This window comes from Bacillus altaicus (assembly GCF_042136375.2).
Classification (GTDB): Bacteria; Bacillota; Bacilli; order Bacillales; family Bacillaceae_G; genus Bacillus_A; species Bacillus_A cereus_U.
This window is the reverse complement of sequence record NZ_CM143394.1, coordinates 377,421-402,954: the sequence shown is the minus strand read 5'-3', so window position 1 is coordinate 402,954 and position 25,534 is coordinate 377,421. Positions and strand designations below refer to the sequence as shown.

Genomic DNA, 25,534 nt, shown 5'->3' with positions numbered 1-25,534 from the left:
CTATTATGTCGTTTCCCTATCTACCAAATTTGGTAATAATTCTACATGTTTCACATCTATTTCCTCATCATTAATCTTTTCATATAATAATTCAAATGCCTTTACACCAACATTTTTACTAGAATGCGAAATCGTCGTAATACCTAATATATTTGCCACTTCTTGATCATCACATCCGATAATCGTAATATCCTCCGGGATACGAATTCCTTGTTTTTTCGCCTCCGTTACCATTCCTGCAGCAATATGATTGCAAGATACAAGAAACGCCGTCGGTTTTACAGACATACTAGCCCATTCCCTGACTACATTACGCCCATCTTCCACCGTAAAACAGCCTTTAAACTTCCAGGCATCTAAAGGTGTTACAACAATCTGTTGAAGTGAATCCTCATACGCCTTTTTTCGCCTTTGGCTATTAATACTATTACTTCTTCCAATGCAATATCCGATACGTGTATGACCAGCATCTATTAAGCTTTTCATCCCGCGCAAAAATACTTTGTAGTAATCAATATGTACACTCGAAATGAAATTCGAATCTATTTCTTCACACATCACAATTGGACCAAACTTCGTATACTCTTCAAGTTTTTCCTTACTATTTGCCCGTGAACATATAATTACTCCATCAAGCTTTTTCATTTTTAACATATGTAAAATTTCAAGCTCTTTTTCTTCGCTATAATTTGTCTGGCAAAGCATCATATTATAATTGTTCTTTGCGGTTTCCTTTGATATCCCTCCAATAATGGCACTGTAATATTGATCATTTACGTGCGGCAATAAAACGCCAATTACATTCGTCTTTCCTTTCACTAAATGAATCGCATTCACATTTTGCGTATAATTTAATTCTTCTATAATCGCTAAAATCTCTTTTCGTTTCTGTTCATTCACGTACGGATGATTATTGAGTACACGCGAAACAGTTGAAACAGATACCCCAGCAAGTTCAGCAATCTTTCTTATATTCGTCATCTCATTCTCCCTTTCCCCTCAAAAATTCTCACTTGACCTGGTAAGCTTTCCACAATATATCCTTTCCTAGCAAATACATTTTGAAAGGATATACAACTATGCTTCGATTCAAACTAGAATATATATTTTTCATTGGTGGTTTACTCATTCTCTCCATCGGTATTAATATGATGACGACAATTACTTCCTTTGGACTTAGCCCTTATGATTCCTTCTTTATTGCACTATATCAAAATTTTGGGATAAGTATTGGTTTTTGGATTTTCATGATTAACCTTGTTTTTACCCTAATCGTACTCTTTTGGGACAAAAAACAAATTACAATCGGCACAATTGTCACAATGATTCTTATTTCTCTTTTTGTTGATTGGATTGGTTCTATTACAACTATTATGGACGCTATCCGCTCTCTTCCAAAATATATAACACTTATTTGCGGAAATCTATTCGTCGGAGCTGGAATTGGTCTTTACGTTTCTACAAACCTTTGCGCAGCACCTCAAGAGGCTTTTGTTTTAACGGTTGCTGAGAAAAAGAAATGGACATTTAGAAGAACAGAAATTTCATTAGCTTTTTTATTTTTAACATTAAGCTTCTTGTTAGATGGACCAATCTATTTTGGAACAATTATCTTATCCTTTACAACAGGTTGGATTATTCAAGCTTTTATTCAAGTTGGTACGCAGATTTTAAATAGAAAAAACCCTATTAAGCAAGCCGCTTAATAGGGTTTTTCGTTTTATTAGAAAAGATACTACTTAGCATCTCCTTCAATTCGATAATTTGCTTTCACACAATCTATTTCTTCATACGATTGCAATGTATGTAGAATGTACTCGTAATCTGCAAGAGAAGCACGATGCGTTACAATTACGATTTCTGCTTTCCCTTTCTCTTCAAGTGGCATTTGAATAATCTTTTCAAAACTAACACCGCGTTCAGAGAACAATGATGTAATTTTTGCAAATACACCAATTTCGTCTTTCACATGAAGTCTTAAAAACTTTTTCACAATAATTTCATCTGGCTCTTTTAGTACCTTTTGATATTGCGGGACTACAGCACTCTTTCCTGTTACACCTAACCTAATATTTTGCATTACAGCAACTAGGTCAGAAACAACAGCTGTCGCTGTCGGTAAGCTTCCTGCTCCCGGACCATAAAACATCGTTTCTCCTACCGCTTCACCATACACATAGACAGCATTATATTCATTTTGCACCGCCGCAAGAGGGTGTGCATTTGGAAGTAAAGTCGGCTCAACTGTAACCTCTAATTTCTCGCCATCTCGCTTTGCAAGACCAATTAATTTAATTGTATAACCTAAGCTCTTACTATATTCAATATCTTCTGCTGTAATAGAAGTAATTCCTTTTACCTTCACATCTCCAAGCTCTACATTTGTAGAGAAACCGAGAGTAGCCAAAATCGTCATTTTTCTTGCTGCATCTAAACCTTCTACGTCTGATGTTGGATCTGCTTCTGCAAATCCAAGCTGCTGAGCTTCTTTTAACACGTCGTTATATGCTCTCCCTTCGTCTGACATTTTCGTCAAAATAAAATTTGTCGTTCCATTTACAATTCCCATTACTTTCGTAATAAGATCTGAAGAAAGTCCTTCTACGATGCTTCGTAAAATTGGAATTCCTCCAGCTACACTTGCTTCATAAAATAAATCAGCCTTGTTATCTTTTGCCACCGCTAAGAGTTCCGCTCCGTGTAACGCCATTAAATCTTTATTTGCAGTCACAACGTGCTTCCCTCCTTTTAAAGCTTGTAAAATATATGCTTTCGCATCATCAATGCCGCCCATTACTTCGATGACAACATCAATATTAGGATTATCTAAAATTTCATTCACATCTTGTGTTAATAGAGTAGAAGGTACCTCTACCTCTCTCTCTTTCTCAATATTTTGCACCAACACTTTCGTTACTTTCACCGGACAACCGACTTGATGTATAAGTCGTTCTTGATGATCTGTAATAATACGAACTACACCACTACCAACTGTCCCAAGACCTAATAAGCCCACTTGAATTTCTTTCATAATACTGTCCACCCCTCAAAAATTGTGTTTAGATGCCATTATATAGACAAAAAATCTGAAAAACAATGTATTTTGAACATTCTGAAAAATAAGGGTTAATCTTTACAAATAAAACGCTACCACGTGTTACACAATCATTATTTACAATATATAAGGGGTTTCTTGATACACGTAATAATTCAGCCAATTAGAGAATAATAAATTCCCATGACTCTTCCACCTAACAAGTGGCTTCTCATCTGGATTATTATGTTTAAAATAATTTTTTGGCACATCAATATTTAACCCTTTTTGGCGGTCCCGTTCGTATTCTTGCTTTAACGTATCACAACTATATTCACTGTGTCCGAGTGCGAAAACTTGCCTTCCCTCTTGCCCAATAACAAGATGAACACCCGCTTCTTCAGAATTGGCTAATAACGTTAATTCTTTCACTTTTTCAATATCGTTCTCTCGTACTTCTGTATGACGAGAATGCGGAGCAAAAAACACGTCATCAAACCCTTGTAACAATTTCACATGTTGCTCGCGAACCTCATGTTCAAATACACCAAACATTTTTTCAGCAAGAGGATACTTCGGCACACCATAGTGATAATACAAACCTGCTTGTGCCCCCCAGCAAATATGAAGCGTAGATGTTACATTCGTTTTTGAATACTCCATAATACGTTCAAGCTCTTCCCAATAATCTACTTCTTCAAAAGAAAGAGTTTCAACTGGTGCTCCTGTAATAATGAGTCCATCAAATTTTTCATTCTCAATATCACGGAATGTTTTATAGAAGCTCATTAAATGGTCCTGCGCTACATTGCGAGACAGATGCGATTCCATATGAAGTAAATGAACATCTAATTGCAACGGTGTATTTCCAATTAAACGAAGTAATTGCGCCTCTGTTTCTTGTTTTGTAGGCATTAAATTTAATATAGCAATTTTCAAAGCGCGTATATCTTGTGTTGCTGCTCGCTCCTTCGTCATTACAAAAATATTTTCCTTCTGCAATACTTTGCGAGCTGGTAAATCTTTATCAATTATGATCGGCATGTTGTTTGCCTCCGACTAGCGCCGCTTCTAAATCTGCAATAATATCAGAAACATCTTCTATACCGACCGATAAACGGATTAAATCAGATGTAACGCCAGCTAAACGCTGATTTTCTGCGCTTAATTGTCTGTGCGTCGTACTAGCAGGATGTATTACACAAGTTCTTGCATCAGCTACATGTGTTACAAGAGTTGCAAGTTTTACATTTGCGATAAATTCTTTTGCTGCTTCTAATCCGCCCTTAATACCAAATGTTAAAACTCCACTAGCACCTTTTTTCAAATACTTTTGTGCTAACGAGTAATTTTCATTACTATCTAACCCTGGATAATTCACCCATTCAATGCGATCATGATTAGCAAGCCACTTAGCAACTTCGAGAGCATTTTCACTATGACGCTCCATTCGTAAATGCAATGTTTCCAGGCCAATGTTGCTAATATATGCATTGAATGGGCTCATACAGTTTCCGTAGTCTCTTAATAACTGAACTCGTGCCTTCACAATATACGCTGCTGCTCCAAAATTTTGAACATAGCTTACACCGTGATAACTCGGATCAGGTTCGACAAGCTCAGGGTATTTTCCACTTGTCCAATCGAAGTTCCCTCCGTCTATTACAATGCCGCCTAGAGAACTTGCATGGCCATCAATATACTTCGTTGTGGAATGGACAATGATATTTGCCCCATATTCAAATGCCTGGCATAAATAAGGCGTCGCCAATGTATTATCAACGATAAAAGGTACTTCTAATTCTTTTGCTGCCGCTGAAAGTTCTTTGAAATTCAAAACGTTCATTGCTGGATTTCCTAACGATTCTGCATAAACGAGTTTTGTCTTATCATTAGCAAGTGCCGCAATTTCATCTGCCGTTAAATTAGGATTAAAGAACGTAACATCGATGCCAAGCTTACGCAAACTCACCCCGAATAAATTAAACGTTCCTCCGTAAACAGTTGAAGAACAAAGTAAATGGTCTCCACTACTGCAAATATTTAAAACTGCAAGCATAATAGCTGCCTGCCCAGAAGCTGTTGCAACAGCCCCTACACCGCCTTCTAAATCTGATAACTTCTGCTCAAATGCAGCTAGAGTAGGATTTCCAATACGCGTATATATATATCCTTCTGCCTCTAAATTAAATAGTGCTGCTAAATCATCTGACGTATCGTATTTATACGTTGTACTTTGATAAAGTGGCAAAACACGCGGCTCACCATTTTTTGGCGTATAGCCACCTTGCACACAAATCGTTCCTTTCCCCCATGATTCTCCCATCTCTCATTCTCCTTTCTTTTAATGCAAAATAAAAAACTGCCCCTTCCCTGAAAACAAGAAAGGAGCAGTTTGAAAACACGCTCTAAAGGATCTTTCTTATCTCTCAGGATTATTACCTGCAGGATTTGGCACAATTCCGTTATACGGCTGTTGCCAAGGTTTCATCGGGCCTGTCCCTCCACCTTTTCTTGATAAGACTATGCAATTACCGTTGATTTTATAGCAATAATTTCCTAATGTCAAATAGTTTTTCTGAATGTTCTAAATTAATTGTAAGGAATTTAATTTAAACAATAAAAGAAATATATTCCATATTCATTTGAAAAAGACCTTTTAAAAACTCCGATCAATATATAGAATTAAATAAGTGGTTTAACCGCGTGGGTTTCAAATTTTTATGAGACCCTAATATATTGAATAAGCCAACCACTCAAAAAGATACTATATATATTCAATTCATTTCACACTAGCATATTTAATCCTTTCTACATTAAAACTTACATAACGGAGGTACAACATGACAAATAAAAAGGACATGCACTATATACTCGTCCTATATGGCATTCTTTTAGGCGCTATGGTAGGAGCTACAGTCTGGTTATTTTTAGTTACAATAAATATTGGAATTCACTTTATTTGGGGATACTTACCTACTATTTTCTCTTCTCCTCCTTATTACACCATTTGTGTAACAATCATCGGTGGTATCCTCGTTGGTTTAACACAAAAATACTTCGGTACATATCCACGTCTTATGCCGGAAGTGATGGCTGAATATAAAAAAACAGGTAGAATTGAATACAGTTTTGTACATAAAGCTACTTTAACTGCGATTATCGTTTTAATATTTGGAGCTAGTTTAGGACCAGAAGCTGCACTTGTTGGAATTATCGGTGGACTTTGTACATGGGTAGGAGATCGCTTTAAATTTGCTTTAAAGGGAATGAATGAACTAACAGAGGTTGGAATTGGTGCTACTTTAAGTGTCATTTTTAATGCACCATTATTCGGTTACTTAGCTCCGAATGAAAATGAGGGTGAACAAATTAATGAATTTTCGAAAGGAAAAAAGGCAATTGTATATTTAGCTACCACTTTTGCCGGTTTTTCAGTTTACTTATTACTTAGTAAACTCGATAATCGTGGATCCTTTATTGTTGATTTCGGGGAAGGGTCTCTTGCTCTTAATGAATGGATCGCCTTTCTACCACTTGCTAGCATTGGTGCTATAGTTGGTTTCTTTTATTTCAAATTAGAATTCGCATTAGAAAAATTAATCTACCCCTTCAGGGAATACAAAGTATCACTTGGAATTATAGGTGGTATTTTACTCGGGGTTACTGGAACTTTTCTTCCGTACACGTTATTTTCAGGGGAACATCAATTAAAAGATTTAGTCGTTGAATGGAGCCATTTATCTTTCTGGGTACTACTTCTTTCAGGAGTTTTAAAATTATGTATTACTGCCGTTTGTTTAAATACGGGTTGGCGCGGCGGACATATTTTCCCCATTATATTTGCTGGATCAAGTATCGGATATGCTATAGCTTCTATTCTGCCTATAGATCCAATATCTTCTGTAGCCATCGTCACGACAGCTATTTCAAGCTATGCATTAAGAAAACCAATAGCTATAACATTACTATTACTCATGTTTTTCCCGCTCAATTTATTATTACCGATGCTCGGGGCTGCTGCAATTGGCAATGCATTTCCGCTTCCTAAACATAACGAAACTACAAATTAATATAAAAAAAGCAGCATTAACATGTAAATGTTAATGCTGTTTTTTCGAGTGACGATTATGTTTTTAATTAAAATTCACTTGCTACTTTAGCCGCTTCTTCAAGACCTGCTGCAATGATTTCTTCTGCTTTATCTGGGAATTGGTTATGTCCTTCGATAACTACTGTTTCCATGTTTGTTGCGCCGAAGAAGCCCATCATGCTTGCTACGTATTTAACAGCCATTTCTACTTCAGCTGCTGGTCCTTCAGAATATACGCCGCCGCGTGCATTTAATAACGCAATCTTCTTATCTCCAATAAGTCCAACCGGACCTTCTGGTGTATATTTAAACGTTTTACCAGCACGGTTTAAATAATCAATATACGTGTGTAATACAGCTGGAATCGTTAAGTTCCATAATGGGAAACCGAAAATTACTTTATCCGCTTCTAGGAATTGATTTAAGTACTTATCAGCAACTGCTACCACTTTTGCTTCTTCTTCTGTTAAATCAAATCCTCTACTTGCTTTGAATGTACCATTAATCATATCTACGCCTACATATGGTAATTCTTCTTTATATAAATCAAGTTCTACTACTGTATCATTTAGATGTGCTTCTTTATAGTTTGCTAAAAATGCCTCGTATAATTTCACACTAACTGCTTGTTCCGCTGGGCGGTTGTTTGCTTTTACAAATAAAACTGTTGCCATTGTTTTTCCTCCTACTACTCACTCTTATGTTGTTATATATCACTTACGAAAAAGGGTACTCCCTTGTAATTGTTGTTGCTTACAAATATATTCTATCTTTATATCAAGACAATTACGTCCTCACATAGACGTATTTTTCCATAAAAAAAGTCCACCTTCTAAAGGCGAACTAGGTCTTACGACTTTTGTCTTATACAATTCCATTTTTCACTGCATATAATGCTGCTTGTGTGCGATCGGATAAATGTAACTTACTCAAAATACTACTCATATGAGCTTTTACCGTTTTTTCTGTAATAACTAAAACAGAAGCGATTTGTTTATTACTCATCCCTTTCGCCAATAGCTGCAATACTTCATTTTCTCTCGCTGTTAACACATCCACTTGAACGGAAGGTTCTTCTTCTTTTTCTTCCTGTGGTAAAGTTTGAGAAAGAAGGGCATTTGCTATATCTGGATGTAATTGAATATTACCTTTATACGCGCTTCGAATAGCTTCAACAAGCTGATCTGGTTCTATATCTTTTAAAATATAACCGCTCGCCCCAGCTTTTAGTGCCGGCAATACATGAGCTTGATCAGAAAAACTAGTTAATACAATTACTTTCACGTTTGGATATTCTTTTTTGATACAAGCTGTTGCCTCAATTCCATCCATCTCAGGCATATATAAATCCATTAATACGACATCTGGACTCGTTTCGCCTACTTTCACCAACGCTTCTTTCCCATTGTTTGCTTCCCCAACTAATTCAAAATCTTCCTGTGTGCTTAGAAAAAATGCCAATCCTTTTAAAACAACTGTATGATCATCAACTAACAATACTTTTATTTTCACAAACTTCCCTCATTTTCACATCATAATGGTACATTTACTTTTATACTCGTCCGTTTCTTTCTACTTACAATTTTAATTGTTCCACCAACTAATTCTACTCTTTCACGCATCGTAGTCATACCGAGTGATTTCTTCCCTTTTATATCCTTTTCTACAAACCCATTTCCTTGATCAACTATTTCTAATGATACATTTTTCTCCGTCACTTTGAAATAAATCGTCGCTTCTCCTACATTCGCATGCTTACTTACGTTATTTAAAGCTTCTTGTCCAATTCGCCATAGCGCTTCTTCTACTACGCGCGGCAAATCACGCACACCTGTAACTTGTTCCCGAATTTTCAACCCTAAACTTTCACCATATTGCTTTAAAGCTGGTAATAACCCTTTCTCTAATCCAGCCGGACGGAGCTGCCAAATTAATGTCCTCATTTCTTTTAAGGCACCTTGTGCTAATTCACGCATCTCATACAAAGGCTGATCTACCTTTTCATTTTGCCCCTTTAAGACAGCTTCAGCGCCTTTCGTCATAAACGTTAATGAAAACAACTTTTGTGAAACAGAATCATGTAAATCTCTAGCTAAACGATTACGCTCTTCCATTCGTACAAGTTCGCGGCGTTTTTCATTTAATCTTAAGTTCTCTATCATTAATGAAATATGATTTGCTAACGCTTGTACTACATCTATCGTATTTATATCAAATTCTCCATTATTAGAACTTACACTTAATACTCCAAATATATGATCTTGAATATGTATCGGAATAGCGATAACTGCCCTATTGGGATGCTCTATATTACCAACCTGACGCTTCAACAAGACAGACTCTTCTTTTTCCAACGCTTCCTGTGCTGCTGCCCTCAGATCATCTTGTAGTTCACCCTTCTTATAAGAAGCTCTCACAGCTAGTTCATTTTCTTCTCTAATAAAGAATGCAACTTGCTCCCATAGAAATAAGCTCCCTATTTGCTTTACAATCTCTTCTGGTAATGCATTAAATTTATGAATTGTCCTTAAAGCTTGAATAAAGCGTTCTAGCTTTACATAATAATAAGCTCTTCTCTTTTCATTTTCATACAGTTTTGTACGCTTTAATGCCGTTCCAATTTGAAAGGCAACTGATTGTAATAGTACTAATTCTTCTTCAGAAAAATGCGTTTTACCTGGGCTAGCTACATTTAATACGCCAAATTCGTCTCCACCCGCTTTGAGCGGTACTGTCGCATGATGTACAATCCCTTCTGTATCTCCCCAGTTGTATTCAATTGCATTATTAATTCTCTTACATTCAATAATATTAACTGCTCGCTCTAATTTACCTTCCACAAAGCTGTGTAGGCACCAGCAATTCCCTTCACACATCGGTCGTTTATTTTCGAATCTCAATCCCTCTGGTAATTGGTAATCAATTAATTTCGTATACCTACCATTTTCATCCGCAAGGAAAATCCATCCTGTCGTTAAACCAGTTACATTCAATAGCTTTTCCAGCACAGCTTGAAGTACGTGATATGTATCATTTGAGGTATTCAACGTTTCTGCAATCTCTTTTAATATAACTAATTCATTTGTACGATTCTCTTGAAACATAATTCGTCTCCTACATACAAGATTTTAAATAGTACTTAACATAAATCATCTACTTTTCACTTTGTACTTATTCGTAACATTGATATAATGGTGAAAACATAGTTTTCATTATATCACTTGAGGGGGCTTTCATAATGACATTAAATAAGGCACTTACAATCGCTGGTTCTGACACAAGTGGCGGTGCTGGTATACAAGCAGATTTAAAAACATTCCAAGAACTTGGCGTATATGGAATGACATCTCTTACAACAATCGTAACAATGGACCCACATAACGGTTGGGCGCATAACGTATTCCCAATTGCGGCTTCTACATTAAAACCACAATTAGAAACAACAATTGAAGGCGTTGGCGTAGATGCTTTAAAAACGGGTATGCTTGGATCAGTAGAAATTATCGAAATGGTTGCGGAAACAATTGAAAAGCACAATTTCGAAAATGTAGTAGTTGATCCTGTTATGGTATGTAAAGGAGCAGACGAAGCATTACATCCTGAAACAAATGATTGCTTACGTGACGTTCTTGTTCCAAAAGCATTAGTTGTAACGCCAAACCTATTTGAAGCATATCAATTAAGTGGTGTGAAAATTAATTCTCCTGAGGACATGAAAGAAGCTGCAAAAAAAATTCACGCTTTAGGTGCTAAATACGTACTGATTAAAGGTGGTAGCAAACTAGGCACAGAAACCGCTATTGATGTATTATATGACGGAGAAACATTCGATCTTCTAGAATCAGAAAAGATCGATACGACAAATACACACGGTGCAGGTTGTACATATTCTGCTGCAATTACAGCAGAACTTGCAAAAGGAAAAACGGTGAAAGAAGCAGTACAAACTGCGAAAGAATTCATCACAGCTGCAATTCGTCATTCATTTAAGATTAACGAATATGTAGGACCAACACATCACGGTGCATACCGTAAATTCGTTGCACCGAAAGAACTTGTCTAACATAAAGCTTTTTATTAATACATTTAAAAATAGATTAAAACCCACAGAACATTTATTGTTCTGTGGGTTTTAATTACTTTGCAGAAATGTTTTAAAGTACTCCTCGAATTCCTATGATGCTGAACTAACCTTGTTTCTACCATTTCTTTTTGAATAATATAACGCATCATCCGCTGATTGAATAAATTGCTCAGGTGATTTTTTATACTCTGAAAGCCCCACAGAAACTGTAATTTTAATTTTTTTCCCATTTTGCAGTTGGAATGAATGCTTTTCAACAGCTAGTCGAATTTGTTCCCCTATGCGAGTTCCAAATGCTACTCTCTTTTTTGGTAACAACAGAGCAAACTCTTCGCCACCCTTTCGAAAGACTAGATTTGGGAATGGTGCATTCTCTAACAAAATACGCCCTAGTTGTTTTAACACTTCATCTCCAGCAGGATGACCATACGTATCATTTACATACTTAAAGTGATCAATATCGATAAGTAATAAACAAAGTGAATCATTTTTCATATGCTTGCTACCAATATGACGATTCATCTCGAAATCAAACTGTCTTACATTTCCTAGATTCGTTAATGCATCTATCGTTGCATAATGCTTCATCGTTTGAAATAATTCATTAGATTGCAATACGTAACTTGCACTTACAAATGTAATGTATGCCGCTACAATACAACAAACTAAATATAATACCACTACATATATATCCTTAAATAAAATATAAATTGGTAGTATTAAAATAGACAAACTGTACACATTAAACCATATCCATTTTGTAAATATAGAAATCTTCATCCGCCAAATGAGAGTAATGCCAATCCCTATTGCCACGATAGTATAGCAGGCCAATTCAGAGGCTAAAGAATACTCAGTAAAAAATACCCGTGTTATTAAAATGATCATAACTGTTATACTACTAGCTATTGGACCACCAACTATAATCGCCAAAACAACAGCTAAATAACGTAAATCCAACATACTATCTTCAATATGCACACCAAAATGCATCAATAATATACTTAATATTCCAGTTAAAATACCGACCAAACATTTCTGCCAAAAAGAGAATCCTTCTTTTAATGGCTTATCTCTTAAAATCTGAGCACCTACAAAGATAAAGGACAGAATGATTGTCATATTTACAAATAGATCTCTAAACATAAAATAATCTCCCTACTTTTTCTTTTCCATCTATCCCTTTCTATATGTTATTGTATTATGAAATACCTATAATTCCCAAACTTTTTTATTTTATTGTTCCACGTGGAACAGCAAAAAGCAAAATAAAAAAGGAGACGAAATTTCGTCCCCTCCATTAACAACATCGCGATATCTTTCCGCCTTTTGCATTAAATCTAGCTTCTTGTGCCTCAGCAAAAAATTGCTTTTGACATAGAATTTTCTCTTCTGGATGATGTACTTTCATGTGATTTACATACGTTTCATAACTTGGAACTCCGACAAGTAAACTAATAAATTGCTTTCTCTTTCCCCATACGTTCCGTAAAATTTTAAGCATAGTTCCTCGACTCACTTTCATCTCTTGGAATATATGGTGCCTCTTTTAACGGCATCGGCTTATTTCTTAATACTTGAATCCAAATTCGAAGTGCAGAAATTAATACAGCAATTACAACTATCATAAAAATTCCACAAAGCGCCGCATCAATATAGTCATTCAAAATAATTTGTTTCATTTGTGTAATATTTTTAGCCGGAGCTAATACCTTCCCATCATCTAATGCTCCCTGGAATACTTTCGCATGTGATAGAAATCCTATTTTGGGATTTTCATGAAATAGCTTTTGATAACCTGCTGTCATTGTTACAATAAGCAATCCGACAGTTGGAATAAGTGTTACCCAAACGTATGCCTTTTTTCCCATTTTGAACAAGATTGTCGTTCCAAGTAATAATGCAATACCTGCTAACATTTGGTTTGCAATACCGAAAAGTGGCCATAATGTATTAATTCCACCAAGCGGATCTATTACCCCTTGGTATAAGAAATACCCCCATCCTAGTACACATAGTGTTGTAGCTATCACATTTGCTAATGTTGAATCTGTTTTCGCAAACGGCTTATATACATGACCTAAAATGTCTTGAATCATAAATCGCCCTACGCGTGTTCCCGCATCAATCGTTGTTAAAATAAATAGTGCTTCAAAAAGAATAGCAAAATGGTACCAAAATGCCATCATCGCCGTTCCGCCCATTACTTGCGAAAATATATACGCCATACCAATTGCTAATGTTGGTGCACCACCTGTACGTGATAAAATGGTCTGTTCTCCGACATTAACAGCAAGATCTTTTAATTCATTCGGTGTAATAGCAAATCCCCATGAAGAAATAACTTGAGCTGCCTGCGATACATCCGTACCGATAAGTGCTGCAGGACTATTAATTGCAAAATAAGTTCCTGGTGTTAATACACAAGCCGCAATCATTGCCATCGCTGCTACAAACGATTCCATTAACATTGCTCCATAACCGATTGGCTTTGCGTGGCCTTCTTCCTCAATCATTTTCGGCGTCGTGCCTGATGAAACGAGAGCGTGGAATCCTGACACAGCACCACAAGCTATTGTAATAAATAAGAACGGGAATAAGTTACCGGAGAAAACAGGACCTGTCCCATCGATAAATTGTGAAACTGCTGGCATTTTTAAATCTGGTGCTACAACTAAAATACCGATTGCTAACCCAAGTATCGTCCCTATTTTTAAAAATGTACTTAAATAATCACGTGGCGCAAGAAGCATCCAAACCGGTAATGCCGATGCAATAAATCCATATACGATAAGCATAATAGCAATTGTCTCACCACTAAAAGTAAACATACTTGCAAGTGTCGGATTTTCCGCCACATATTGTCCTCCAATAAGAGATAAGATTAGTAGAACAATACCGATTACTGATCCTTCTCCTACTCGCCCTGGCCTAATGTAACGCATGTAAACTCCCATTAAAATAGCAATTGGAATCGTTGCTGCGATTGTAAACATTCCCCATGGGCTTCCAACAAGCGCCTTCACAACTACTAAAGCTAATACCGCTAATAAAATGATCATAATACCTAAAATACCAATCATTGCAATTAATCCTGTAACAGGACCAATCTCATCTTTAATCATTTCTCCTAATGATTTACCATTACGTCTCATTGAAGCAAATAAAATTACAAAATCCTGTACAGCTCCAGCAATAACTACCCCAACAATAATCCAAATTGTCCCAGGTAAATACCCCATCTGCGCCGCCAAAATCGGTCCCACTAAAGGACCTGCCCCTGCAATCGCTGCAAAGTGATGTCCGAATAAAACCCATTTATTTGTCGGAACATAATCCTTGCCATCATTTAACGTATGAGCAGGTGTTTGTCTATTATTATCTAGGCCAAAAACTTTCCTCGCTATAAATCTACTATAAAAACGATACGCAATCGCATACACTGATACAGCAGCAACTAATAGCCATACAGCATTAATTGTCTCACCTTGCGATAACGCTATTACACCAAAAGCAGATGCTCCTAGCGCTGCAATAACTCCCCAAAGTAAAATTGACTTCAATGTTTTCACATACAATCCCCCCATTACTACTTCTTAGTGGAGATTGTACTAAATCTTCTGAATACTTTACTTAAATCCTCCTTATCATGAAGGATTTTTAGATTATCATGTTAAAATTCTCTCATTACTTGTCACAGTTCAATTTTATTTCGAAGTCGTTTTACATAATTCCGGCTTACTGGAATCGGTTGCTCATCGTACCTGTCTAAATGCAAATTATACGTGCCATTATAATAAGGTTTAAGTTCTTGTACATATGACATATTAATTAAATAGCTTTTATGTACACGTAAAAAATCATATGCATTTAGTTTATTTTCTAATTCCTGGAGTGTGTATGTTGAAATATAATGATTATTCGTTGTATAAATTGAAACGGTTTTGTTTTCCTTATTTTTACTTACATATACAATATCCTCCGGGAAAATATATCTAATCCCTTCATGGCCTTCTATCGGCAGTTTACGCAGATGACTCTTTGCTTTCTCACTTTGTTCTTTTCCCATTTTATATAAAATGAATTGTAAATCTTCTTCACGAAATGGTCGTAATAAATAATAAAACGCTTGGAAACGAAAAGCCGTAATTGCCTCTTCTATATCCTCACCAATAAAAATAAATTTCGTATAACAATTCACTTCTCGTAACAAACTCGAATATTCAAAACCAGTACCATCCATTAATTGCGAATTTAAAAAAACAAAATCAGGTGTATGTTTTTTCATTATTAGCAAAGATTCTGTTCCAGTTTCCGCTTCAAAACATTCTACATTTCGAATGTTTTCAGTAAAGTTCTCAACTAATTTTCTTCGCTCTTCTGTCTCTTCCATGATAAGTAAGATCTTCATTTATCCAGCCACCTAATTCCTTTGTCCATATTTCTTGTTGTATACATTCGCTTTAGTAAGAAACAATCCCTTTTTCTTACTATACCATTATTTATCTAAAAAAACAGAAAAAAGGAAACCACCTTGGTTTCCCTTTTCTTTTATCCCGATTGGTGCGGGCTAATAATCAGTCATTGATGGACAAAACACCCACTGATTAAAGTTTCACTTTATACTAATTCCCTCTGTTTCGTTTCTTGACCAAGTATAACTACAGCAAGTGCCCCAATTAAAATTGATCCACAGAAAATCGTAAATATTAGCGATAGTGAAGCTTGTGAAGCAACTAAATACCCTACTAATAGTGGTCCAAGAATACCACCAATACGTCCAAAGGCCGCTGCCATTCCTGCACCTGTACCGCGAATAGTTGTTGGATACTGTTCCGGTGTATAAGCGTATAATGCACCCCAAGCACCTAAATTAAAGAAGGATAGTAACATACCCGCCACTATTAATGCTGTTAATGAATCCGCAATTCCGAACACATAAGCACTACATGCTGTACCAATTAAATACGTAACCAATACAAATTTACGACCAAGACGTTCAATAAACCATGCAGCTGTGAAATATCCTGGAAGTTGAGCTAAAGTCATAATGAGTACGTACTGAAAACTTTTTATTAAACTAAAGCCTTTCAGTACCATTACACTAGGTAACCAAAGGAACATTCCATAATAGGAAAAGACAACACAAAACCATAGAATCCATAACATAATTGTTGCTTTACGATATTCTCCAGACCAAACCGATTTTATATTTTCAATAACAGATGGCCTTTTTTCAACCTTTTGGAACCTTGGAGAATCGGGTAAATTCCATCTTAAATATAAAGCATATAACGCTGGAACTGCACTTAATACCATCGCAACTTCCCAACCGTATTTAGGAATAACAAAATATGAGATAAGAGCTGCGATTAACCAACCACCAGCCCAAAAGCTTTCTAATAGTACAACTATTTTCCCACGTTCGTGCGCTTCAACACTCTCTGATACAAGAGTAGATGCAACTGGAAGTTCCCCGCCAAGTCCCATACCAATTAAAAAGCGTAAAACGAGGAACATCGCGAGTGTCGTCGTTAAAGCTGTTAAGCCACTACCAATAGAAAATAGTAATAATGTAATAATAAAGACCGATTTCCGTCCTATTTTATCTGATAGTATCCCAAAAACGAGCGCCCCTACAGCCATACCAATTGAGTTAACACTACCTATCCAACCCATCTCTTGAGTACTTAATCCCCACTCTTTTTGCAATGCCACCATTACAAATGAAAGCATTCCAACATCCATTGCGTCAAATAGCCAGCCAAGCCCAGCTATACCAAGTAGCTTTCGCTTCGAAATTTCTTTTACCTTGCTCACAAGAAGTCCTCCTTACACAGGTGTCTTTACACATCATTTTACATGTGTGTATTGTATAAGTAAAATACTTTCGTATAAAAAATTCTCCTTCATCATTCCCAAAAAGTAAAATGTTTATCCCGATTGGTGAGGGCTGATAATCAGTGTGGGATGAACCCCCCCCCCACTGATTAAAGTTTCACTTTATCAAAAATAAACGAATAAAAAAAAGGTAGCGATGTTCCGCTACCTTTTTGAACGCATTACTTCTTTTAAAAACTCGGCTAGTACTAACTGACGACGCCAGCGTGTTGGATTACTACATAATCTGTAAAACCACTCTAAATGAACAGCTTGTATCCATTTTGGCGCACGCTTTACCTCTCCAGCCCACACATCTAAACTACCGCCTACTCCAACAGCGATTTTCGTTTCTAAACGATGCTTATTGTTTTGGATAAAGTTTTCTTGCCTTGGGAAGCCAAGTGCAACAAGTAATAGGTCTGGTTTTGCCTCTTGAATACGTGAAACAATATTCTCTTCTTCTTCTTGTTTAAAATATCCATCTTGTGTACCCACGATAGATGCAGCCGAATATGTCTTCGTTAAATGATTAGCCGCGGCTTGTACAACATGTGGTTTTGCACCTAATAAGAAAACAGATACTGATTTATTCTCTTCTGATAACTTTGCAAATAAATTGCTCATTAAATCAAATCCCGCTACCCGCTCTTTTAAAGGTGTACCAAGCATACCACTTGCTTTTACAACCCCAATACCATCAGGTGTAATTAAATCTGTATTTAATAATGTTTTATGGAATTTTTCATCCTTTTTTGCGCACATAACAATTTCAGGATTTGCTGTTACCACCTGAAAAGTATGAGCTTGCTCTAATTCTAGTTGCTTCTTTAAATGTTGGATCGTTTCATCCATTGTCATTGTAGAGAAAGGAACACCTAGAATATCAACCGTTTGTACTGCCATATTTAACTATCCTCTCTATCATTAAAGGTTTTTTGCTATTAATTGCTTATATGTTTCTTTCGTATCTTCATATAATTTTTGAAGTGAGAAGTTCATAGTAGCATGCTCATAAATATGCTTGCCCATTACTGATAACTCTCCAGTTTTCCACTTATCATACGCCTCTTCTAATGCCGATGCCAATGCTTTTCCATCACCAGTTGGTACAATCCACCCATAAGTTTCATCTGCAATTAACGGTTCGATTTCTCCTGATCTAGTCACAATTGATGGTACACGTTGATTTGCCGCTTCTAATAAAACTAATGGAAATCCTTCGCTATGGGAAGTTAACAAATTGACATGTGATGAAGCAAATAATTGTTTCACATCTTGACGATGCCCTAAAAATTCAACTTTATCATTAATCCCTTTTTCAGTAGCTAACGCCTTTAGTTCTCCTTCTAACGGTCCGTCACCAACTAATAACACTTTAATCTTCTCCAATTTTGTTTGTTGTAACGCATCGAATAAAACTTCATGTCCTTTAACAGGATGCAGACGTGCTACTTGGATTGCCGTAAACACATCTTCATCAATATTAAACATTTCCTTTTTATTATAGCCATCTGCTTTTTCCCGATCATATTCAATCCCGTTATAAATAACATGCATCTTTTCATTTGAAATACCTAATGCGGCTAAGCTTTTTTTCAACCTATTCGTTACAACAAAAAATAAATCTATATTTTTTAAAGCTTTCAAATTTAACTTAGTAAAAATCCAGCCTTTTAAGCCTTGTTTAGTAAAGTCTTGAAATGGATCACTATGAATTGTCGTTACCCATTTTGCCGCGAATTTCTTCTTCATTAGAGAAACAAAGAAATTCGCCCTAGGACCGTGTGTATGAACTACATCAAATTTTTCTTTATTAATGAATTCACTTATGTTCTTTAAAATGGATAAATCATAGCGAGATTTTTGTGAAAACACATGAACTTTTATTCCTAGCTCTCTTGCTTCTTTCGCAACAATTCCATCTTCAAATACAGCTAATTCTACTTCACCATCCGGAAACTGATCGAGCAGTGAAATAATATGTGTTTTTCCTCCACCATCTTCTGCTCCTGCATTCATATGCAATATCCTCATATTTTTTCCTCCTTTAAATCCTCGCTACATTTCCATCTATCTTTATTTTACTGTACTAAAAAATAAAAGCTAACAAAAGTTAGCTTTTATTTTTATCATTCAATTTCTAAATCTACAATTAGACAAGCTAACACCACTACAAAGTAAATCCCGACTCCTGGTGCTGTCAAAATATGCCCTGCAATATACGCAATACCTAGTGCTAATACTAAGCTTGCTGAAATCATTCCATATTTCACATTGAATATTTCCTTAAATCTTGTAACAAATGCTATTAAGATTCTTAAGCCGTAATAAATAAATGGAATCATCATTAACGCAAAACCAATAATTCCGAAATCATAAAACCAATCATGGAAGTCCATTTCAATTAACTTCGGATCTGGCTGCTTTTGTTCATTATACTTAAAGTTACCTGCGTAACCCATTCCAAATAATTTTTGTGACATTGGCGCTTCTTTAAAGAACTGCTTATGTCTTTCTTCATATACTTGACGTCCACTGAAAATAAGATTATCTTGATTTTCTTTCTTTTGCTCTTTCTCAAGCTCTTTCTTAACTTCCGCTTCTATCTTTGCCTTTTCTTCCGGCTTTTCAACTTTATGTTGTTGTTGTTCTTCTTTTTTAATTTTCTCTTTAATTTCTTTTTCTTTCTGACCTTGCTGCGCTACATTTTGTTCTGATAAATAGTTATTATGAATGCCCATATTTTGTGCTAATGGTGTCTTTTTAAACGTTCCAACTACACCAGCTAATAGGACAAAAGCAATTAATGCATTAATTGCAAGAGATTTTTTGTTCGGGTTTTTTCTATCAAATAATAATTGTAGTACAATAATCCCGATTGCTGCCGCTAACGTAGCACCAATTGAGCCCATCCCTACTTTTGTACCAACTTGAATTAAAGAGTAGATCATTAACAGCGATGGAATCCAATATAAAACGTGTTTCACGCTCTTTGTTTTTTGAATAGAATATAGTACCACAATAGGGAAAATAATAGCTAAGATTGACCCTAGTTCATTACCTGCATAGAACCATCCTCGGGAACCAACTTTCATCCACTCATAACTTCCAAAGTCTGTAGAAGTTGTAATAGAAATAACCATAATAGCATTAATAATTAATGTTGAATACACAATGTTATTTCTAACTTTATCGCTAATATTTACTGTCTTCTTCAGTGATTTTAAAGCTAAAATGTATGAGCCAAGCATAATATATATATACAATGCTTTTCCAATGAATTTAACTTCTTCTGCGATTACAATAGGACTCTTGATTAACTTGTTATTAATAAATCCTATTCCTAATATAGCTCCTAGTAATACAAGATAAATCAAAAACTTCCTATTTTCTCTTTCTTTTGCCTGAATTAAAATATAAATACCACCCATTGCCATAATGAGGAATCTCACCATAATTCCAACTGTCGCACTTACTTTTAATAACTCAATGCTAAGAGAGGTTAATAAATCCAAAACGGGCTGTAAAATAATAAAAAAGAGCAAAAAATGCTCAAATCTAACCCTAGCTTGATTTGCTAACATTCCAAGACCTCCATACAAAATCTTTACATTATCTTTTAATCATAGTTTTCTACTGTTTAAACACACCCAGCAATTATAACATAACTCATATTTAAATTGAGAACTATTTTTCATGCTGAAACTAGTCAAATCCAACATTATTAGTAACCGAAAATATTGTCCTTTAGCTATCCTTCCCTATCCCTATAAAAGCTATCTAACACCTGTGCACTTATTTTCGACCGTACGGAAATATTTTTTTATCATTTTATACAAATGTAAAAAGCGGACTTCTCTTATTGTACCATTCCTCCAACTAAGCTACATCAAAAAACTATACAATTAATCTTCCCACACTTTTTCGCCTTACTTTATTGCTACTTATCAAGCATTTTCAAACGCTTTCTTTAGCTATTTCATCCGTTTTTCTACATGTAGCGAAAAGTAATTGTTATTTCCAAAACTTTAGTGTATATTTTTTCTCTGGAACATCTTTAAGAGGAAGGAATTAAAGCCATGTTATTAATCGATATATTTACGTTTCTTGGCATTATCGCCGCTGCCATTTCTGGTACATTAGTTGGTTTGAAAAAAGATCTAGATTTATTTGGTGTCCTTTGTTTAGCTGTAGCTACTGCGCTCGGCGGCGGTATTATTCGTGATATTATGATTGGTAACCTGCCTCCTGTCGCATTTGTAAAACCAATTTACTTTTTCGTAAGTGTACTATCAGCATTATTCACATGTATGTTTTTTGAGCGCATTAATAAACTTCAAGTTGTTATTATGCTTTCTGATGCTGTTGGTTTAGGTGTATTTACAGCTATTGGTGCAAATGCAGCAATGTCACATCACGTTGACGCCTCGTTTTTAGTCGTTTCAATGGGAGTTATTACAGGTATTGGGGGCGGTATTTTACGCGACATTTGTGCTCAAGATATCCCGTATGTATTCCGAAAAGAGATATATGCAATTGCTTCTATTTTAGGAGCAGTTAGTTTCCTAATTACACATGCAATGGGGGCACACGTATTGGCTTTCTATGTTTGTTTATTAATAACATTCGTTATTCGTGTAGTCACCGTAATATATAATGTACATTTCCCAGTTTTCTTTAAAACACATGCAAAAATTAATAAAGGCCACTAAGAGAATTCTACATAGAATTCTCTTAATTTATGTACAATTTCACACACTATAGAGTAATTGTATATAAAAATATATAATTATATAAGGACCAAAAATGAAAACGTTTTATAAACAGGGGGAAGAATGATGCTTGGGGTTTTTAAAAAAAATAAAACAAACACCAGTATAATCGAATTAAGTAAAGGCCAACAAATCATATTTAACGTGCCTGCCAATTCTGAACTAAAAACTCAAATGGACATGCTACATATTTCAAAGGAAGATTTACAAATTGTGAAAGTATTACAGCCATTTATTTATGAGGAAATAGATTGGATAACAGAAAAATTCTACACCAACATCACAAAACAACCTAATTTAATTGCTGTTATTGAACGCTACAGCTCTATTCCAAAATTAAAACAAACTTTAAAGACACATATTAAAGAATTGTTCAGCGGGAATATGAATGAAGATTTTATTGAACAACGTGTTAGAATTGCGAAAAGGCACGTACAAATTGGTTTACATAGAAAATGGTATACTGCTGCTTATCAAGAATTATTCCGCTCCGTCATGAAGATTTTGCAAACGAAAATTTCAACGATAGACGACTTTTCATATTCTATAAATGTAATAAATAAATTATTCACATTAGAACAAGAACTTGTTATTGCAGCTTACGAATCCGAATATGAAAGAATTCAAAAAGAACATGAAAAAGAAAAAGAACTGACCGCTATGACGATTACACATATTGCAACAGAACTAGCGGCAGTGTCTGAAAAAACAAGCTCTTCTATTCAACAATTAACATCTAAATCAGAAAATATCGTAGGAATTGCAAAAACAGGTACATCATTAGCTACGACATCAGAAGAAAAGGCCAACAAAGGAAAAGAACAATTAAACCTGCAAAACAAACGAATGGAAAGCATTCAAACAAATATGGAAACTATTATTACTGATACTCGTGAACTTCTTGATATTTCTAAAAAAATTAACGAAATCATTGATATTGTAAAATCAATCGCCGAGCAAACAAATTTACTAGCATTAAATGCCGCTATTGAATCTGCACGTGCTGGCGAATTTGGTAAAGGTTTTTCAGTCGTAGCGGGAGAAATCCGAAAATTATCAGAGCAAACGAAAGAATCCATATTCAACGTTACAAAACTCGTTGAAAAAACTAATGAACAAATTATACACGTCTCTTCTTCCGTGGAACAAATTAGCTTTCTCGTATCTGAAGGGACTGATAGTATGCATGCGACAGATCAATATTTCCAAGAAATAGTAAAAGATATGTCTAACTCTAAAGAACAAAATAAAAAAATTGAAAATGAATTAGAAACTATTTCACAAGTAATGAAGAGTATTCAAGACGATTCCTCGAAAATGGCCTTAACAGCGGATAGTTTACAACTAGAACTAAACCGGTAAGGCAAATCGATACAAAGTGGAGATTCTTCATCTCCACCTTGTATTCATCCTTATCATCCATCTACAAAAAAAGAATCCAAAATGGATTCTTTTATTTTCTGAAAAATATTTTTTGGCAATAAAAATAACTCATATAAACACCGAAGCTCTGTAAAATAAACAAAGCTGGCATAATAATATTATAATATGCCATATCTACTTGAAAGAGCCTTAACAATACATATCCGGTAATTAATAATACAAACAACATATATCCTTCGTTTTGCTGTTTCTTAATTAGAAAATGTAATAAAGCTATGGCCATAAATAGTGTCACCACTATATATATAAGCTTTTCACATTTAAAAATAATAGAATTTATTCCCTCATCTGAAAACTGGTTAATAACTGGTTTTAACAGTTTAAATCTTTCAACTTCCATTTCTTTTAACTCTTGATCAATGTGCTCTTTTACACTTTGATTTTTGGATGTTTTTTCTTCATTTTGACTTTTCCCAATTAAAACAGATTGAACATAAGTCTGATTAGAAATCGTATACTGTGACATTCCCATCATCTTGATACCATAGCTCACACCAAAATGAGTACTATAAAACAGAATAAGTATTCCTATCATTTTTAATAGTAATTTTTGTTTCGTTGCTGATTGAAATAATTCAATTAACAGCACATATACAGCTATACAGATAGGTAAAAATAATCCCATTGGGAAAATCATATTGCTAAGCGCAAATAAAATGGCTGAAATTACCCACGTATAAGGATGATCTAATCCCTTATATAAAAATATGTAACAAGCACAATAAAATAAAAATATTGCGAGTGATTCCGCCGTTAATACAGAACTCATAAATATATTTGGAATATATAAAGCGTAAAATATTGATGCAATACGACCACACTCTTCTCCAAAGACCATTGACGCAATGCGATAAATGAAAAATGCAGTTCCTGTACAAAATAAAATATTAAATAGTTGTAAAGCGAATACCGTATCACCAAATATACGAATGATGACCGATTCATAAATAATAAAAGGTAACTGTGCTATATTCTCTATATTATTGCCAATTGCAATCTGCTTTGCAGACTCATACATAGCCTTCATATCACCTATCATTGGACTATCTACAAATAGAACTGTGATAAGTCTTACAACTATAGACATGCTTATAAGAAAAATAAGAAATTGTTTATCTGTAAAACGATATTGCAAAATTGATGCTACTAACAAAATAAGAATAACAAAAATCACTAATACGATTGTTATACTTGTTGTACTTCCTCCAAAAAATTGCTTACTTGTTTCAAAAGCCGACCAACAACTATAGACAAAAAATGCGAGCATCGCACCAATCATTATTTTACTAAAGAAAGAAGAAAAATTTGTTTGTATATGATTCATATGTCCATTGCACCTCTATTTCCATTCATAACAAAACGATTCTATCATGAATAGGCACAAGGTTAATAGGGAATTTCTATGACAAATACATGGTCATTACTTTTTCACTTGCAATGTAAGCGAATCCTCTTTTACACTACATTTTATATACGATAAATTTTCTTTCAGTTACATGAATACAAATACAGAAATTTCAATAAAGTGAAACTTTAATCCGCGGGGGTTTTGTTCATCCTCCACTGACTATTATCCCGCAAATAGCGGGATAATCCTCTTTTGGAACACTTTACTTCATTAAATATCTAATATGAGTACTCCACTTACACATGTCACTCTGATTGAAAACAGAAAATAGGGGCTGAATATATGGAAAAGAAATTCATGCGAGAATCAAAAGCAATTAAAACAACACGTGTTTTTCCTAACGATTTAAATAATCACCAAACACTTTTCGGGGGGAAATTATTAGCAGAAATTGATAGTATCGCTTCAATTGCAGCTGCAAGACACAGCCGCAAACATTGCGTAACAGCATCTATCGATTCCGTTGATTTTTTAACTCCAATTCACCAAGCGGATTCTGTTTGTTATGAAGCATTCGTATGTTATACAGGAAAGTCTTCAATGGAAGTTTTCGTAAAAGTAATCGCAGAGGATCTACTAGCAGGCGAGCGTAGAATGGCCGCAACGTGTTTCATTACATTTGTTGCATTAAAAGACGGAAAACCTTCATCTGTACCACAAGTAATTCCTGAAACAGAGGAAGAACATTGGCTACATACAACTGGTTCAGAGCGTGCAGAAAATAGAAAAAAAGGGCGTTTGAAGAGTAAAGAAATGGCTGAAGTATTAACTTTAAGTAAGCCTTGGAATATGTAACATTAGGATTTTATCTTATACA

22 protein-coding genes, 1 pseudogene and 1 riboswitch are annotated in these 25,534 nt (G+C 35.1%); of the genes and pseudogenes, 7 read left to right on the top strand and 16 right to left on the bottom strand.

What is annotated here, in order from left to right; translation table 11 throughout:
• Positions 1–3: 3 nt before the first annotated feature.
• Entirely contained in the window at positions 4–981 is a 978-nt protein-coding gene (locus ACE38F_RS02105) for a LacI family DNA-binding transcriptional regulator (RefSeq protein WP_341308200.1), read from the bottom strand.
• A 98-nt stretch (positions 982–1,079) separates the two neighbouring features.
• Between ACE38F_RS02105 and ACE38F_RS02100 the strand changes: the two genes are divergently transcribed.
• The gene (locus ACE38F_RS02100; protein ID WP_375371077.1) at positions 1,080–1,706 is read left to right on the top strand and encodes a YczE/YyaS/YitT family protein; all 627 of its coding nucleotides are present in this window, start codon (positions 1,080–1,082) and stop codon (positions 1,704–1,706) included.
• A 29-nt stretch (positions 1,707–1,735) separates the two neighbouring features.
• Here ACE38F_RS02100 and ACE38F_RS02095 read toward each other — a convergent pair whose 3' ends face one another.
• From ACE38F_RS02095 to ACE38F_RS02085, 3 genes are all read right to left on the bottom strand, one after another.
• Positions 1,736–3,031, bottom strand: coding sequence for a homoserine dehydrogenase (locus ACE38F_RS02095; protein WP_375371076.1), 1,296 nt, complete (start codon positions 3,029–3,031; stop codon positions 1,736–1,738).
• A gap of 141 nt (positions 3,032–3,172) precedes the next feature.
• Entirely contained in the window at positions 3,173–4,078 is a 906-nt protein-coding gene (metA, locus tag ACE38F_RS02090) for a homoserine O-acetyltransferase MetA (RefSeq protein ID WP_341308203.1), read from the bottom strand.
• Entirely contained in the window at positions 4,062–5,360 is a 1,299-nt protein-coding gene (locus tag ACE38F_RS02085) for a bifunctional O-acetylhomoserine aminocarboxypropyltransferase/cysteine synthase (RefSeq protein ID WP_215554865.1), read from the bottom strand. Before ACE38F_RS02085 ends, metA begins: the two co-directional genes overlap by 17 nt.
• A 93-nt stretch (positions 5,361–5,453) precedes the next feature.
• A riboswitch (SAM riboswitch) is annotated at positions 5,454–5,558 on the bottom strand.
• Between the two features lie 319 nt (positions 5,559–5,877).
• Here ACE38F_RS02085 and ACE38F_RS02080 point away from each other — a divergent pair.
• Positions 5,878–7,107 carry a chloride channel protein gene (locus tag ACE38F_RS02080; RefSeq protein ID WP_375371075.1) on the top strand — a complete coding sequence of 410 codons (1,230 nt, stop codon included), beginning with the start codon at positions 5,878–5,880 and terminating at the stop codon, positions 7,105–7,107.
• A gap of 67 nt (positions 7,108–7,174) precedes the next feature.
• Here the strand turns inward: ACE38F_RS02080 and ACE38F_RS02075 are convergent, their stop codons facing one another.
• The 3 genes from ACE38F_RS02075 to ACE38F_RS02065 all read right to left on the bottom strand — a co-directional run bounded on the left by ACE38F_RS02075 (position 7,175) and on the right by ACE38F_RS02065 (position 10,231).
• Positions 7,175–7,801 carry an FMN-dependent NADH-azoreductase gene (locus ACE38F_RS02075; RefSeq protein ID WP_375371074.1) on the bottom strand — a complete coding sequence of 209 codons (627 nt, stop codon included), beginning with the start codon at positions 7,799–7,801 and terminating at the stop codon, positions 7,175–7,177.
• A gap of 190 nt (positions 7,802–7,991) precedes the next feature.
• Entirely contained in the window at positions 7,992–8,639 is a 648-nt protein-coding gene (locus ACE38F_RS02070; RefSeq protein WP_375371073.1) for a response regulator, read from the bottom strand.
• A gap of 20 nt (positions 8,640–8,659) precedes the next feature.
• Positions 8,660–10,231, bottom strand: coding sequence for a GAF domain-containing sensor histidine kinase (locus ACE38F_RS02065; protein WP_375371072.1), 1,572 nt, complete (start codon positions 10,229–10,231; stop codon positions 8,660–8,662).
• Positions 10,232–10,365: 134 nt separating this feature from the next.
• Between ACE38F_RS02065 and pdxK the strand changes: the two genes are divergently transcribed.
• Complete coding sequence (pdxK, locus tag ACE38F_RS02060; protein WP_375371071.1) at positions 10,366–11,190, top strand: pyridoxine/pyridoxal/pyridoxamine kinase; 825 nt, start codon at positions 10,366–10,368, stop codon at positions 11,188–11,190.
• Between the two features lie 111 nt (positions 11,191–11,301).
• Here the strand turns inward: pdxK and ACE38F_RS02055 are convergent, their stop codons facing one another.
• The 8 genes from ACE38F_RS02055 to ACE38F_RS02020 all read right to left on the bottom strand — a co-directional run bounded on the left by ACE38F_RS02055 (position 11,302) and on the right by ACE38F_RS02020 (position 20,678).
• On the bottom strand, positions 11,302–12,357 hold the full coding sequence (locus ACE38F_RS02055; protein WP_215554870.1) for a diguanylate cyclase: 1,056 nt from the start codon (positions 12,355–12,357) through the stop codon (positions 11,302–11,304).
• Positions 12,358–12,511: 154 nt separating this feature from the next.
• Positions 12,512–12,715 (bottom strand): YbdD/YjiX family protein, encoded by a 204-nt coding sequence (locus ACE38F_RS02050; protein WP_215554871.1) that lies wholly within the window; start codon positions 12,713–12,715, stop codon positions 12,512–12,514.
• Positions 12,708–14,783 (bottom strand): carbon starvation protein CstA, encoded by a 2,076-nt coding sequence (gene cstA, locus ACE38F_RS02045; RefSeq protein ID WP_341308210.1) that lies wholly within the window; start codon positions 14,781–14,783, stop codon positions 12,708–12,710. The genes ACE38F_RS02050 and cstA overlap by 8 nt, the downstream gene beginning before the upstream one ends.
• A gap of 122 nt (positions 14,784–14,905) precedes the next feature.
• Complete coding sequence (locus tag ACE38F_RS02040) at positions 14,906–15,622, bottom strand: LytR/AlgR family response regulator transcription factor (RefSeq protein ID WP_375371070.1); 717 nt, start codon at positions 15,620–15,622, stop codon at positions 14,906–14,908.
• 209 nt (positions 15,623–15,831) lie between these two features.
• Entirely contained in the window at positions 15,832–17,031 is a 1,200-nt protein-coding gene (locus ACE38F_RS02035; protein ID WP_215554874.1) for an MFS transporter, read from the bottom strand.
• 225 nt (positions 17,032–17,256) lie between these two features.
• Positions 17,257–17,997 (bottom strand): WecB/TagA/CpsF family glycosyltransferase, encoded by a 741-nt coding sequence (locus ACE38F_RS02030; RefSeq protein ID WP_215554875.1) that lies wholly within the window; start codon positions 17,995–17,997, stop codon positions 17,257–17,259.
• 21 nt (positions 17,998–18,018) lie between these two features.
• A complete protein-coding gene (locus ACE38F_RS02025; RefSeq protein WP_375371069.1) occupies positions 18,019–19,128 on the bottom strand; it encodes a glycosyltransferase family 4 protein in 1,110 nt (369 codons plus the stop codon).
• Positions 19,129–19,223: 95 nt separating this feature from the next.
• Positions 19,224–20,678: an O-antigen ligase family protein gene (locus ACE38F_RS02020; RefSeq protein ID WP_375371068.1), complete on the bottom strand. Its 1,455-nt coding sequence runs from the start codon at positions 20,676–20,678 to the stop codon at positions 19,224–19,226.
• A gap of 495 nt (positions 20,679–21,173) precedes the next feature.
• On the opposite strand from ACE38F_RS02020, the gene ACE38F_RS02015 reads away from it, so the two are divergent.
• The 3 genes and pseudogenes from ACE38F_RS02015 (at position 21,174) to ACE38F_RS02005 (ending at position 23,228) form a co-directional block, all read left to right on the top strand.
• Complete coding sequence (locus tag ACE38F_RS02015) at positions 21,174–21,806, top strand: trimeric intracellular cation channel family protein (protein ID WP_000924380.1); 633 nt, start codon at positions 21,174–21,176, stop codon at positions 21,804–21,806.
• 123 nt (positions 21,807–21,929) lie between these two features.
• Positions 21,930–22,424: pseudogene (locus ACE38F_RS02010) on the top strand (protoglobin family protein); the annotation flags it as partial.
• A gap of 102 nt (positions 22,425–22,526) precedes the next feature.
• A complete protein-coding gene (locus tag ACE38F_RS02005) occupies positions 22,527–23,228 on the top strand; it encodes a methyl-accepting chemotaxis protein (RefSeq protein WP_375371094.1) in 702 nt (233 codons plus the stop codon).
• A 91-nt stretch (positions 23,229–23,319) separates the two neighbouring features.
• Here ACE38F_RS02005 and ACE38F_RS02000 read toward each other — a convergent pair whose 3' ends face one another.
• A complete protein-coding gene (locus ACE38F_RS02000; RefSeq protein WP_375371067.1) occupies positions 23,320–24,633 on the bottom strand; it encodes an ArnT family glycosyltransferase in 1,314 nt (437 codons plus the stop codon).
• A gap of 366 nt (positions 24,634–24,999) precedes the next feature.
• Here ACE38F_RS02000 and ACE38F_RS01995 point away from each other — a divergent pair, with 366 nt between their 5' ends.
• Positions 25,000–25,512 (top strand): acyl-CoA thioesterase, encoded by a 513-nt coding sequence (locus ACE38F_RS01995; RefSeq protein ID WP_000412118.1) that lies wholly within the window; start codon positions 25,000–25,002, stop codon positions 25,510–25,512.
• The last annotated feature ends 22 nt before the right edge of the window (positions 25,513–25,534 follow it).

What these genes read in the sequence shown, in the direction of transcription:
- ACE38F_RS02105 (WP_341308200.1), bottom strand. Translation starts at nt 981, where the DNA reads ATGACGAATATAAGAAAGATTGCTGAACTTGCTGGGGTATCTGTTTCA.
- ACE38F_RS02100 (WP_375371077.1), top strand. Translation starts at nt 1,080, where the DNA reads ATGCTTCGATTCAAACTAGAATATATATTTTTCATTGGTGGTTTACTC.
- ACE38F_RS02095 (WP_375371076.1), bottom strand. Translation starts at nt 3,031, where the DNA reads ATGAAAGAAATTCAAGTGGGCTTATTAGGTCTTGGGACAGTTGGTAGT.
- metA (WP_341308203.1), bottom strand. Translation starts at nt 4,078, where the DNA reads ATGCCGATCATAATTGATAAAGATTTACCAGCTCGCAAAGTATTGCAG.
- ACE38F_RS02085 (WP_215554865.1), bottom strand. Translation starts at nt 5,360, where the DNA reads ATGGGAGAATCATGGGGGAAAGGAACGATTTGTGTGCAAGGTGGCTAT.
- ACE38F_RS02080 (WP_375371075.1), top strand. Translation starts at nt 5,878, where the DNA reads ATGACAAATAAAAAGGACATGCACTATATACTCGTCCTATATGGCATT.
- ACE38F_RS02075 (WP_375371074.1), bottom strand. Translation starts at nt 7,801, where the DNA reads ATGGCAACAGTTTTATTTGTAAAAGCAAACAACCGCCCAGCGGAACAA.
- ACE38F_RS02065 (WP_375371072.1), bottom strand. Translation starts at nt 10,231, where the DNA reads ATGTTTCAAGAGAATCGTACAAATGAATTAGTTATATTAAAAGAGATT.
- pdxK (WP_375371071.1), top strand. Translation starts at nt 10,366, where the DNA reads ATGACATTAAATAAGGCACTTACAATCGCTGGTTCTGACACAAGTGGC.
- ACE38F_RS02055 (WP_215554870.1), bottom strand. Translation starts at nt 12,357, where the DNA reads ATGTTTAGAGATCTATTTGTAAATATGACAATCATTCTGTCCTTTATC.
- ACE38F_RS02050 (WP_215554871.1), bottom strand. Translation starts at nt 12,715, where the DNA reads ATGCTTAAAATTTTACGGAACGTATGGGGAAAGAGAAAGCAATTTATT.
- ACE38F_RS02040 (WP_375371070.1), bottom strand. Translation starts at nt 15,622, where the DNA reads ATGAAGATCTTACTTATCATGGAAGAGACAGAAGAGCGAAGAAAATTA.
- ACE38F_RS02030 (WP_215554875.1), bottom strand. Translation starts at nt 17,997, where the DNA reads ATGGCAGTACAAACGGTTGATATTCTAGGTGTTCCTTTCTCTACAATG.
- ACE38F_RS02025 (WP_375371069.1), bottom strand. Translation starts at nt 19,128, where the DNA reads ATGAGGATATTGCATATGAATGCAGGAGCAGAAGATGGTGGAGGAAAA.
- ACE38F_RS02020 (WP_375371068.1), bottom strand. Translation starts at nt 20,678, where the DNA reads ATGTTAGCAAATCAAGCTAGGGTTAGATTTGAGCATTTTTTGCTCTTT.
- ACE38F_RS02015 (WP_000924380.1), top strand. Translation starts at nt 21,174, where the DNA reads ATGTTATTAATCGATATATTTACGTTTCTTGGCATTATCGCCGCTGCC.
- ACE38F_RS02005 (WP_375371094.1), top strand. Translation starts at nt 22,527, where the DNA reads ATGACGATTACACATATTGCAACAGAACTAGCGGCAGTGTCTGAAAAA.
- ACE38F_RS02000 (WP_375371067.1), bottom strand. Translation starts at nt 24,633, where the DNA reads ATGAATCATATACAAACAAATTTTTCTTCTTTCTTTAGTAAAATAATG.
- ACE38F_RS01995 (WP_000412118.1), top strand. Translation starts at nt 25,000, where the DNA reads ATGGAAAAGAAATTCATGCGAGAATCAAAAGCAATTAAAACAACACGT.